10 protein-coding genes are annotated in these 12,057 nt (G+C 47.5%); 6 read left to right on the forward strand and 4 right to left on the reverse strand.

The window, feature by feature from the left end; all coding sequences use genetic code 11:
- Positions 1 to 32: 32 nt before the first annotated feature.
- Positions 33 to 773, forward strand: coding sequence for a class I SAM-dependent methyltransferase (locus ACQCVH_RS16990; protein ID WP_426836964.1), 741 nt, complete (start codon positions 33 to 35; stop codon positions 771 to 773).
- A 29-nt stretch (positions 774 to 802) separates the two neighbouring features.
- Here the strand turns inward: ACQCVH_RS16990 and ACQCVH_RS16995 are convergent, their stop codons facing one another.
- On the reverse strand, positions 803 to 1,384 hold the full coding sequence (locus tag ACQCVH_RS16995) for a YitT family protein (protein WP_426836809.1): 582 nt from the start codon (positions 1,382 to 1,384) through the stop codon (positions 803 to 805).
- Between the two features lie 345 nt (positions 1,385 to 1,729).
- Here ACQCVH_RS16995 and ACQCVH_RS17000 point away from each other — a divergent pair, with 345 nt between their 5' ends.
- Positions 1,730 to 2,485: a SurA N-terminal domain-containing protein gene (locus ACQCVH_RS17000; protein WP_009795034.1), complete on the forward strand. Its 756-nt coding sequence runs from the start codon at positions 1,730 to 1,732 to the stop codon at positions 2,483 to 2,485.
- Between the two features lie 328 nt (positions 2,486 to 2,813).
- Here ACQCVH_RS17000 and ACQCVH_RS17005 read toward each other — a convergent pair whose 3' ends face one another.
- Positions 2,814 to 4,115, reverse strand: coding sequence for an NCS2 family permease (locus ACQCVH_RS17005; protein WP_426836810.1), 1,302 nt, complete (start codon positions 4,113 to 4,115; stop codon positions 2,814 to 2,816).
- A gap of 237 nt (positions 4,116 to 4,352) precedes the next feature.
- Here ACQCVH_RS17005 and ACQCVH_RS17010 point away from each other — a divergent pair, with 237 nt between their 5' ends.
- Positions 4,353 to 5,996, forward strand: coding sequence for a M20/M25/M40 family metallo-hydrolase (locus tag ACQCVH_RS17010; protein ID WP_426836812.1), 1,644 nt, complete (start codon positions 4,353 to 4,355; stop codon positions 5,994 to 5,996).
- A gap of 30 nt (positions 5,997 to 6,026) precedes the next feature.
- Here ACQCVH_RS17010 and ACQCVH_RS17015 read toward each other — a convergent pair whose 3' ends face one another.
- Positions 6,027 to 7,907 carry a beta/alpha barrel domain-containing protein gene (locus ACQCVH_RS17015; RefSeq protein WP_426836813.1) on the reverse strand — a complete coding sequence of 627 codons (1,881 nt, stop codon included), beginning with the start codon at positions 7,905 to 7,907 and terminating at the stop codon, positions 6,027 to 6,029.
- Positions 7,908 to 8,412: 505 nt separating this feature from the next.
- On the opposite strand from ACQCVH_RS17015, the gene ACQCVH_RS17020 reads away from it, so the two are divergent.
- The 3 genes from ACQCVH_RS17020 to gnd all read left to right on the forward strand — a co-directional run bounded on the left by ACQCVH_RS17020 (position 8,413) and on the right by gnd (position 11,013).
- Positions 8,413 to 9,384 carry a LacI family DNA-binding transcriptional regulator gene (locus ACQCVH_RS17020; RefSeq protein WP_426836814.1) on the forward strand — a complete coding sequence of 324 codons (972 nt, stop codon included), beginning with the start codon at positions 8,413 to 8,415 and terminating at the stop codon, positions 9,382 to 9,384.
- A 15-nt stretch (positions 9,385 to 9,399) separates the two neighbouring features.
- The gene (locus ACQCVH_RS17025) at positions 9,400 to 9,966 is read left to right on the forward strand and encodes a nucleotidyltransferase family protein (protein ID WP_426836815.1); all 567 of its coding nucleotides are present in this window, start codon (positions 9,400 to 9,402) and stop codon (positions 9,964 to 9,966) included.
- A 90-nt stretch (positions 9,967 to 10,056) separates the two neighbouring features.
- The gene (gene gnd / locus ACQCVH_RS17030) at positions 10,057 to 11,013 is read left to right on the forward strand and encodes a phosphogluconate dehydrogenase (NAD(+)-dependent, decarboxylating) (protein ID WP_426836965.1); all 957 of its coding nucleotides are present in this window, start codon (positions 10,057 to 10,059) and stop codon (positions 11,011 to 11,013) included.
- A gap of 161 nt (positions 11,014 to 11,174) precedes the next feature.
- On the opposite strand, the gene ACQCVH_RS17035 is transcribed toward gnd, so the two are convergent.
- The gene (locus tag ACQCVH_RS17035) at positions 11,175 to 12,023 is read right to left on the reverse strand and encodes a MurR/RpiR family transcriptional regulator (protein WP_426836816.1); all 849 of its coding nucleotides are present in this window, start codon (positions 12,021 to 12,023) and stop codon (positions 11,175 to 11,177) included.
- Positions 12,024 to 12,057 lie beyond the last annotated feature (34 nt).

Below are 12,057 nucleotides of genomic sequence, written 5' to 3' on the forward strand. Positions count from 1 at the left end.
ATTAAGGAAAAAAAAGGAGTTCGGACGTGAAAATGGATAACTTTGAAGAATATGAAGATCCTGTTTTATATGATATTGAGAACAGCTGGACAGGGGAGCTGCATCTGCTGCTGGAGCTTTTGGAAGGTAAAAGGGGGCCGGTCATCGACCTGGCATGCGGGACAGGGAGGCTCGCTATCCCGCTGGCTGAAAAGGGTTTTGAAGTGACAGGCGTCGATATACATAAAGGCATGCTCGGCAGGGCGGCTGAAAAAGCGAAAGGGCTTCCCATCAAATGGATCTGCGGGGATGTAAGATCGGTGGATCTGGATTTGAAGTCTGGGCTAGTTTACATGTCCGGCAATTCCTTTCAGCATTTTTTGACCAATCAAGACCAGAACAGACTGCTGGAAGCCGTTGTAAACCATCTGGACAAAAGCGGGCTGTTTATCTTCGATACCCGTTTTCCTTCTGCAGAAGAATTGCTTCAGCCTGAAGGAGAGGAATATTGGAAAACCATTACTGGAAAAAGCGGGGAGCAAATAAAGGTTTCTACGATAAGCAAATACGACAAGTTAACACAGATCCAGCATTACCAGACAATCCGAAGGAGCGATCTGGGAGAGACAGTAAAGAATATTTTTCTGAGATATACATATCCGCAGGAAATGGAACGTCTGCTTGAAAGCTGCCGCCTGGAGATAGTCCAGGTCTATGGAGGCTGGGACAAAAGGGCGCTGACTGCCCGGTCTGAATCCTTGGTCTATGTATGCAAACTGGCTGGAGGAGCCTGATACAGGCTCCTTCAGCTAGTTTGCCGGGGCTATGCCCCTGCTGCTGAATGCCGGCCCTGATTCATCATGATCGTCAGGATTGCCACACTGATGATGGTCAGGAACGAATAGAAAAAATGCGTCCATCCGACTGCTTTGATTCCTGATGAAATAATCAGCGCATCCATCATAAAGATGATCAGACCCACATTGACAGAAAATGCTTTTGAGAGAAGCTGTGCAAGCAGATCAGAGCCGCATGTGCTTGTGTCATACCGGAGCATGAGTCCGATTCCGCAGCCGACCAGTATTCCTCCAATAACAGCGCTTGGCAGTATTCCCAGCGGCATGGTTCCTTTGATAGGTTCAAAGAGGTCAATAAAAATAGAGGAAGCCGGCAGACCGGACAAACTGTAAAAGAAATACTTGCGGTGATAAAACCAGGCCGCTGTATAAACAGGGATGCTGAGGCATACCAAAGACAGGCCCGGGGGGAAATCATAATAATAGTGCAGAATCAGGCCAAGCCCGATAAAACCGCCATCCAGCAGATGATGAGGAATGATGAAGCCATTGATGCCAATCCCCATTAGAAAGCTTCCCATTATGATAGCAGTCATTTTATGTACCATCTCTCACATCACCTTATCTTGTCCTGTCCTATAAAGAAAAGTATGTGCGAATTGTACATTTAGAACGTCTGCCTTAAGGGTTATAATTTGAAAGCTGAGACTGGAAGGCTTCTGTTCAGTCCTGCTCCTGCAGCTGCTGACAAGGCAGTAATTTTCAGTAGAAGAGGGAGGAAAATAACAGGAAGATACAGCCGGTACTCCTATATTTGTCGGGCGCTGCTGCCCATGTTCCAAAAGTTGGTAATGGGTGATTGGTATCTTTTCGCGAAAATATCAGCTATAATGCCCACTATATAAGAAAATTATAGAAATAGCCCTTATCAGGAGGGCGAAAGGGGACGGATCATGAAGAAGATTAAATGGACGATGCTGGCAGTCTTGACCGCTGCCGTTTTAACTGCTTGCGGCGGGAACGAGGACAATGCTCAATCAGAAGATAAAAATGCAAGCAAGCAGGAGGAAAAGAGCCAGGAGGCCAGCATGAAGGAAATGCAGGAAAAACTGGACAAGCAAAAAGTCGATGAAAAAGAAACCGTTGCTGTTGTCAATGATGATAAAATTCTGGGCAAGGATTTTAACGGTATGCTCCAGAATGCTCAAATGAGCTACCAGATGAGCGGACAGGATCCAACTACCAAGGAAGCCTCAGAACAAATTAAGCAGCAGACAATAGACAGCCTGGTCGGACAAAGCTTAATCATGCAGGAAGCCGCTGAAAAAGGCTACAAGGCCTCAGAAGAAGAGGTGCAGGGCCAGCTGGATGAAATAAAGAAACAATACGAAGGCGATGACAAGAAATTTGCCGCTGCCCTAAAGGATGCGGGATTGACTGAAGAAGAGCTGAAGGGGCAAATCAGCGATTCTATCGTATCAAATAAGTATATCGATAAAGAAATTAAAGCAGATGCCGCTACAGAAGAAGAAGTAAAAGCATATTATGATCAAGTGAAGGCATCAACACCTGAAGGGCAATCAGTTCCGGAATACGAAGAAATAAAAACAAAAATCCAGGAACAGCTTAACGACCAAAAGAAACAGGAAGTACTGGTCAAACAGGTTGAAGATCTGAAAAAGGATGCCAAGGTTGAAGTACTGATATAAAAGAAAGAGCAGCTGCATATGCAGCTGCTCTTTTTGTTTGTTATTTTCTTTAAACAGGGCAAGCGCCCTCTGCATTTCGATTGTCCAGCTCCAAAGCCTAGCCCCTCGAGTCATAAGCCACGCCAGAATTAAAGGCAAAGAACGCCTTTTATTCTGGCGCGTCTTATGCTTGTCGGGGCTGAGCAAGGCTTTTCCGCATTTCAATTTGTCCAGCTGCGGCTCCTAGGTGCTCGAGTCATAAGCCAAGCAGGCCAGAAGGTTAAAGAACAACCTTCCGTCCTGCTCGTCTTATGCTTGTCGCACCTAAACAGTCGCCTCCGCATTTCTATTAATGCGGCAAAAACGCCAGCTGATAAAAGAACAATACGGCAAAAAGGTAAACAAGCGGATGAACGTCGCGCCATTTTCCTTTAACGATCTTCATCAGCGGGTAGGAGATGAAGCCAAGAGCGATGCCTGTTGCGATGCTTGATGTCAGCGGCATGCTAAGGATGATCAGGAATGCAGGGAATGCTTCGTCAAGCTCGTTCCATTTAATATGCGAAATGCTCCCCATCATCAGGCTGCCGACAATGATCAGTGCTGGTGCAGTGATAGCCGAAAGTCCGGATACCGCGCTTACGAGCGGGCCGAAAAAGGCTGCAAGGATAAACAGACCTGCTACGGTCAGGGAGGTCAGCCCGGTCCGGCCGCCTGCGGCTACTCCTGAAGAAGATTCGATATATGCTGAGGTAGGGCTTGTCCCGAACATCGCACCGATTGTGGTAGCGATGCTGTCAGAAAGAAGCGCCTCCCTGGCCCGGGGCATAGTATTGCCTTTCATGAGCCCGGCCTGCTGGGCCACGCCGATCATTGTTCCTGTTGTGTCAAAAATCGTAACAAGCAGGAAAGAGAAGACGACTGCATACAGACTGTGCTGGAAAACCTCAGCAAATGCTGACAGCGGGTTGGCAATGATCAGGCCATCAGGAAGTGAAGGCAGTGAAACAAATCCTTGCTCAAAGCTGAGCTGGCCGGTGAAAAAGGCAATGAGTCCGGTGGCGATCATTCCAAAAAACATTGCGCCGTTAACATTCAATACCATAAGGACAAGTGTGACGGCCAGGCCGATAAGCGCTAGCACGGCAGATGGCTGATGAAGGTCTCCAAGTGCAACCAGATTGGTCGGATGGCTCGTAATGATGCCTGTCAGGCGCAGGCCGATGAAGGCAATGAACAGGCCGATCCCGGCCGTGATGCCATGCTTCAGGTTTTCAGGAATTGCTTCAATCAGCTTCTTGCGGAAAGGTGTCAATGACAGGATGATAAAGATAATCCCGGCAACGAAAACGGCTGCAAAAGCCGTCATATAATCAATATTTCCATGAGTGCCCACAACTGAATAGGCGAAATACGCATTCAAGCCCATTCCAGGAGCAATGGCTATCGGGTAATTGGCAAACAGGGCCATCCACAATGTCCCGGCAACAGCAGCTATGATGGTCGCTGTGAATACTTGCTCAAAAGGGACGCCGGCATCTGAAAGGATGACAGGATTGACGACTACAATATACACCATCGTCAAAAATGTTGTGATGCCTGCTAAAACCTCTGTTTTTACATTGGTTTGATAATCTTTAAGTTTAAACATAAAAAACCTCCGGAAATACGAACATTTAAAAAGCACAAAATATATATTATTCGTTTTTATGATGAAATTCAAGTGCTAATCATTATTATTCTGTAAAAAGCCTGAATGCATTCGGTTTCACAAAAAACTTCGGCTGAAAGCTGTGCCGGAAAAAATTTTAAATAATATGAAAATGGGTTGATTATTGCATCCTGCAGACTTTACACTTATTTCAATTACTGAATGGGGGAATTTTGCATGTATGCAGAATTGCAGGGACTGACGGTCTTTGAACAGGCGGAAAAGCTGACAGCAGAGCTGATCAGGCGGGAAAGCTATACCAATACTGACGGCGAAAGAAAGAAGGCGGAGTATATAAAGGGGATCATCAGCACTTTTCCGTATTTTAAAGCCCGCCCGGATTTTTGCTGGGAGCAGGAGATTGAAGGGGACCCCTTTTCCAGGAAAAATGTATTTGCCTTTATTAAAGGAAAGGGGAAGCAGACCATTCTTTATCATGCCCATTTTGATACGGTAGGTATTGAAGACTATGGCACATTGAAGCCATTTGCCCATGATCCGGAAGGGCTGCAGGCTTTCTTTGCGCAATATGAGGCTGATGGGGAGCTTTGGAATGATGCGAGATCTGGTGATTGGCTTTTTGGCCGCGGAGCGCTTGATATGCAAAGCGGGATTGCTGTCCACCTGGCAAATCTCCTTTATTTTTCAGAGCATCCCGGCGAGCTTGACGGAAACCTGCTTGTCCTTTTCAATGCGGATGAAGAAGGCCAGCACACCGGCATTCGGGCTGCATTAGAGGAATTGCTCCGGCTAAAAGCAGAGCATGGGATTCAGTATCGGGCCAGCATCAATAATGACTTCATTTCCCCTTTGTTCGACGGGGACACGAGAAAATACATCTATGCAGGAACTGCCGGCAAGCTGCTGCCGTGTTTTTACATTGCAGGCAGGGAAGCGCATGCAGGCGAAAGCCTTGCGGGACTTGATCCGACGATTGTAGCATCAGAGCTCAATCTAAGGATCAGCCAAAATTTCAATCTTGTGGAAAAAGTGGAAGATGAATTGATTCTGCCGCCGAGCTGCTTATATATGAAAGATGACAAAAAAAGCTATGATGTCCAGACAGCCGTAAGCTGCAAGCTGTATTTCAATTATTTTATCTATAATAAATCGCCTGTTGAGCTAATGAAGGAATTGAAGATGATTGCAATGGAAGCATGCGCAGAGGCAGAGAGGAGGCTGTCGGAAAGCTATGAGCTTTACCGGCGCACCAATAGCCTGCCAGGGGGCGGCCTTGACTGGGGAATGGAGGTCATCACCTTTTCGGAGATGATTCATTATCTTGATGGACTTGGACTCGATCCTGTGAAAGCTGTCAGGGACAGCATCAAAGAAGCGGAAGAGTATGAAACTGATGAGCGGATGCTGGCATTCGCAGCTGTCGAGGCACTTCACCGGCTTGATCCCGAGAAAAAGCCGAGAACCATCCTGTTCTTTGCACCTCCATTCCTTCCTGCCAATCACATTAAGGGAGGAAGCATCTTGAGCTGCCTTGAAGAAGTGCTGAAAGAAGAAGCGGCGCTGACGGGTGAGGAATTTAAGCTGAGAAAGTATTTCCCGTACCTGTCCGATGCCAGCTTTCTGTCATACAGCGGGACAGATAATGAAATTGGCTTGCTAAAAAAGAATTTCCCGGCGATGGACGAGCTTTTTCCTGTCCCGCTAAAGGAAATGAAAACATTGGATATTCCTTCCCTTAATATCGGAGTCTATGGGAAGGGCGGACATAAATGGACAGAAAGGGTCTACAAGCCATATACCTTTGGAATTCTTCCGGACCTGATCAGAAAGCTGACTGTCAGGCTGCTTCAAAACAGCTGATCATAAGTCTCGTTTTTTTAAAAGGCTGCCTCAGTCAGCAGCCTGATCCAAGAAAAATCTGCGTGTGAGCACAAGCCCTGCTATATAAAGCCCAAAAGCAAAATAGGCAGGGGAAAGATGATAAAGGGTGGTATAGCCGATATAAAAATGGGTGAGAATACCTGCCGCAAAGGCAGGAATCCCGCCGATGAGGAGCATCCTCCACACCCACTTCTCACCTTGCCGGAAGCCCCATAAGGCGGTCATCAGCACCAGCAGGCCAACACTGAACAAAGCACTGCCAAAGCCGGCCCGGTCATGGGCGATCAGCGGGATGAGCCTTTCATTGAAATTGTTCATCTGTTCAGGGGTCATGCAGATATAGCCGATATCCGTCTGGACAAAAACACCGGTTGCACCAATGGCTGAAATGGAAATCCCGCCAATGACAAAAGAAAAGCCAAGAATGACAAAACACAGCTGCCCCCAGAGGCTTTTCCGCCAGGCGGCTGTGTTTTTTCTATTGATGGAATAAGGGCTTTGACTGGCTCCCTTCGAGTTCCGGAGCCCCAATATAAAGATCGGAAGCAGAATGAGCCAAAAAAGTCCGTGAAGCCAATCGAAATAGCCATACCCGATAAACAGCAGGATTCCGAGGAAACCAGTCACCGCGCCTGTATTGATGGCCTTCCGTGCCCAATGGAGCCCTTGCCTGGCACCATGGCGGGCAAGCTCCATATAGAGAATCCCGCCCGAAATCATGGTTCCAGCGAGTGTCATCCGGTCGTGCAGCATAAATTTAATGATCAGCGGGTTCATCAGCATAAGGTCTTCCCGGCTGAGGCCAAGGAAATGTTCATCATATGGAAGAATGACTGATGTCATGCTGAAAAAAAGGGCGATCAGCCCGCCGATCAGGATGAAAAGGCCAAACAGCCAATACAGCCCCCAGCCTTCAAATTCTGCCCTTTCTGCATCGGCCCCGTGGTCTGCGGCCGCTTCATTGATTCTCTTCGGAAGCCCGGGCCCTGAGGAAACATATCCCCCCGACAGCATAATCAAGTCTGCACCTGCTGTAAATAATGAGATGGCATCCTCAGGCTCAAGGACTCCCCCGGAAACAATTGCGGGAAAGCCCGCCGGGTATGCTTCCTTTATAGCCGATAAACATTCCTTGAAGGCTTCTGGAGCGCTTAAGGGAAACGTCTGCCGGCCTCCTGAAAAAGAAGCCTCTTCATCCAATACAATCCCCTGAATCAGCCCTTCCTCTGCCAAAGCGGCAATCAGGCTCTGCTGCTTCCGGAAGGCAGTGGGGGAAGTGCCCAGGAGGACAGGTTTGCCTTTAAGAACACCGGCAATCTTTCTGTAGTATTCCTGCTTAAACCTGGATCCATCTTCAATAATCACAGCTGAAGCATATGGACTAAGGTATGCAGCCAGCTCTGTGATTTCCGCTGCTTCCAAATTCCCGCAGGCGGCATATGAATCTATTCTGATAAACAGGGGCAGATGGGAAGCCTGCAATTTTTCAAGCTTGGCGATCGTCCTATCCACTCCGATTGACTCCAGCGGGACAGGGTAGGAAACCGATCCATCTTGATGCTTGAAAGCGGTCCCGTTCGAAAGCTTCACTTCCATAGAAACAGGGCCGACCTCCAGGAATCCAAAGCCGAGTCTTGAAAAAGCCTTAGTGCCAGAGAGAAGGGGATCGATTTTCCCGCTTAACCCGACAGGCGACTGCAAGCGGGATCCTAGGAATGTCTTGTGGAGAGCTGCAGCCGGGGACATATGGCCAAGAAATTCAATGATGTGTCTGCCGCCGGGAATCGATGCTATTCTGTTCATCCCTTTATGGATAAATTCCCGGCCCGCTCCCCCCGGCAGCCTTCCCAGAATCGGTTTGAATATTGGATGATACGACCAGTCAGGCATCACCAGCACCTCCCCTGATTATTTTCTAACCCTAGTGTACTGGAAAACTGCCAATCTAACCATAAGGCGTTCAGGAGGAAGCTGGCATTTTTTTCTGAAAAGCTAAATGAAATATTTTCTAATTCTTTTACATTGGTGATACACTTTTATACGAAACTTTTCATATTGAATTTGAAAAAACAAAGACCGGCTGGAAAATTTCCTCTATGCCGGGAAGCTTTTAGTACCTGAACCGTCCCTTGCGGCCAGATCCTGCAGGGGATGGTTCATTTCTGTTATGCTGATTTTTTTCATACCTTGCTGCTGTCTTTTCTCAGGATTAAGCTATTGACAGCAGCGGACACTATTGCAGTGCATAGAAACAGCAGGCATAAAATCCCTTGCATTGGTATCCTCCTTCCTAAGTTTCTCAAACCCCTAAGAGGAGCATAAAGTATGAAATGCGTTCCAGGGCAAGTGAAAATCCCGCAGATGTTATAATGCTGTTAAGCAAGGAGGTCAGGGAATGGCGAATATCAGAGAAATTGCCAAACTGGCAAACGTGTCTGTTTCAACAGTTTCCAGGGTGCTGAATAAGCATCCTTATGTCGCAGAAGAAAAGCGGATGGCCGTCATGCAGGCCATTGAAAAGCTCGATTATATCCAGAATATCAATGCAGTCCATTTGTCAAAAGGGAAGACAAAGGCGGTAGGGGTTATGCTGCCATATGTGAATCACCCTTATTTTTCTTCCATCCTGGAAGGAATCGGAGAGGAAGCTTTGAAGCATGATTACGGGCTTCATCTTTTTCAGACTGCCTATGAGCCAGATAAAGAGATAGAGGCACTGGCGAAAGTGAAAATGAGGATGGTTGATGGGATGATCATCCTTTCCCGGAAAAGCAGCTGGAGCAAAATGGAGGAGTACTGCCTGAGTATGCCTGCAGTTATTTGTGAAAAGCTGGACCATCCTTCTGTCAGTGCTGTCTATATCGACCATTATAAAGCGTTTCGCCAGGGGCTCGATCATCTGCTGTCTAAAGGATACAGAAGAATCGGCTATTGCATTGCCAGGAGGACCGGCACGAACAGCCGGCTCCGTTATCAGGCATTTGCTGAAGGACTGGCAGAGCAGGATATTGCCGTTACCGAGGATTGGATTTTTGACAGATGCCTTGGCATTGAGGACGGCGAAAGGGTGGCCAGGCAGCTTTTTGGGATGACAGAGCCACCGGATGCGCTGCTTGTCAGCAGCGATCAAGTGGCAGCAGGCATCGTTGCCGAATGGAGCAAGCTGGGGCTCAGCCTACCAGGGGACCTGGCTGTCTTAAGCTTTGATAATCATCCGATTTCCAGGGCATTGCAGATCACAACGATGGATCTGCCTGTATATGAAATGGGCAAAACGGCTTTCAGGCTGTTTCTTGAAAGGCTTTCAAGCGGACAGGTAAAACAGATGGAGGCAGAAGCAGCCCTGATTGAAAGGAAAACCGTTTGAAGGGGAGTGAATCTCTTGGAATTGAACAGTGAAGAAGATATAGTAAAGGCCATTGAGGAGGACCGCTGGATGATGGACATCCTGAAAGCGGCTGAAGATGCCGGGCTGCCGGACTGGTGGATTTGTGCCGGGTTTGTCCGCTCTAAGATATGGGATGTTTTGCATGAAATCCGGGAGAGGACGCCTCTCCCGGATATTGATGTCATATTTTTCGATCAAGAAGATACTGGTGAAGATGCTGAAAAGGAGGCTGAACAGCTGTTGGGGAGGCTGCTCCCAGGTGTTCCATGGTCCGTGAAAAATCAGGCAAGGATGGCTGTCCGGAACGGGATGCCTCCTTACGCTTCTTCTCTTGATGCCGTTTCCAAATTTCCTGAGACAGCAACCGCGCTTGCTGTTACCCTGGATCAGGGGAAGCTTAAATTAGGTGCTCCCTGGGGAGTGGAAGATGCCGTCAGCGGAGTGGTTAGGCCGACCAGTTATTTTCTGGAGCGGGAAGAGAGAAGGGAAATATACCGCCAGAGGATAAAAAAGAAAAAATGGCATCTCAGCTGGAACGGGCTGTGCATCCAGCAGATTTGAAAAGGCCTTAAAATAAATCCAGCAGAAATAGGGCATGAATAAGGTAATTGGGCAGAGGTTGTAGTGATTGATTTTTGGAGATAAAATGTTATAGTTGAAAAGGATTTTAATCAAAGGCGTATGCTGTACATAGGAGGAAGAAACGTGAAGTTAGGTATAATCGGACTGGGCAAAATGGGATATAATCTCGCCCTTAATATGAAAGACAAAGGCCATGAAGTGGTGGCTAATGATGTAAATACAGAAGCAATGGAAAAAATCTCGGCAGAGGGGATTGCGACGGCAGCTTCGATTCAAGAGCTGGCAGAGAAGCTTCCTTCTCCAAAGGTTATCTGGATGATGGTGCCTGCCGGCGACATCACAGAAAAGGTTCTGAGCAGTGCAGCAGCTGTGCTGACAGAAGGAGACATCATCATTGACGGCGGAAATTCCAACTACAAGGAAACTTTGCGCCGCGGGGATGAGCTTGCAGAGAAGGGCATCCACTATATCGACTGCGGAACAAGCGGAGGCCAGGAAGGTGCACGCCATGGTGTCTGCACGATGATTGGCGGCGACAAAGAAGCTTTCAGCAAGGTTGAGCAGCTGTTTGCTGATATTTCTGTTCCAAACGGCTATCTTTACTCTGGAAAGCGCGGCAGCGGCCACTTCCTGAAAATGGTCCACAACGGCATTGAATACGGAATGATGCAGGCTTTTGCAGAAGGCTTTGAGATTCTTGAAAAAAGCAATTTCGACTATGATTACAAAGAAGTATCGCGTGTGTGGAATAATGGTTCTGTTATCCGTTCATGGCTGTCTGAGCTTTTGGAAAATGCGTTCAGCAAAGATCCTAAGCTTGAAGGCATCAGAGGTGTTATGAATTCTTCAGGCGAAGGCAAATGGACAGTTGAAGCCGCACTTGACTTCCAGGCGTCTGCACCGGTTATTGCGATGTCCCAGTTCATGCGCTACCGTTCGCTTGAGGACGATACTTTCCACGGCAAGGTAGTGGCAGCACTCAGGAATGAGTTTGGCGGCCATGCTGTCGTAAAAAGCGGCGAATAATAAAAAAGGATCCTGCCTAGGCAGGATCCCGAAGACTGCAGATAAATTCGATGAAAATTGAATGTCTGCAGTCTTTTTATTTTGCTGGGAATGATGTATTTTTTTTGCCGTTCAGAGTGCAACTGAAATCCGCAGGAATTAAGCGTTTTCACTATATTGTGTTAAATCCGTTTTGAAGAAATGGCATTTCTCATTTTCTGAAGAGCCTGCTTTCCTTCATCTTTGCGGGCGATCATGACGTTTACGTATAAGGCATCAATGATGCTCAGCTGGGCAATGCGGGACGACAGGGCCTCTGAGCGGTAGTCTGTTTCTTCTGAAACCGTGTAAAGGGCGATGTCGGCCTGCTGTGTCAGCGGTGTTTTGGCAAAGTTGGTGATGCTGATCGTCCTGGCGCCGTTTTCCTTGGCCACCTTCAGCACTCCGATCATATCCTTCGTTGCCCCTGAATGAGAAATGAACACGGCCGTATCTTTATCGGAAAGCTGGGAAGCTGACATGAGCTGCAAATGGGAATCACTGTTGGCATGAACGGTAAGTCCGGTCCGGATGAACTTGTGGTAGGCATCCTGCGCAATGATTCCTGAGCCCCCGCTTCCGAAAAACTCAACCTTTTCCGCCTGCAGGATTGCTTCCACAGCCATTTCAAAAGCTCCTCCTCTTATGAGCTTCAGGGTATCCTCCAATGTATTGATGTTTGAGCGGAACACTTTTTCCGAAACCGTAAGAATGTCATCCTCCTCCTGGATCGTCTCATGGATATCCTTTATCGGTGCGACAATTTCGGAGGCGAGAGCTATTTTCAGCGCCTGATAGCCTTTAAAGCCAATCCTTTTGCAGAAGCGGAAAACCGTTGAGTCTGCAATCCCTAAATCATCTGCCAGCTGATTGATGGAGCTGTGGACAATTTTTTCGGGGTTGTCCAAAATATAGTCAGCAATTCTTTTTTCTTTATCACTGAATTTGGAATAATGGGTTTTAATGCGGGCAAAGCAATAAAGAGTTTCCATTGATGCACTCCCTATCAAATTTTTCTATAGTACC

It is taken from the genome of Bacillus infantis, from assembly GCF_050107595.1.
Classification (GTDB): Bacteria; Bacillota; Bacilli; order Bacillales; family Cytobacillaceae; genus Bacillus_AB; species Bacillus_AB infantis_C.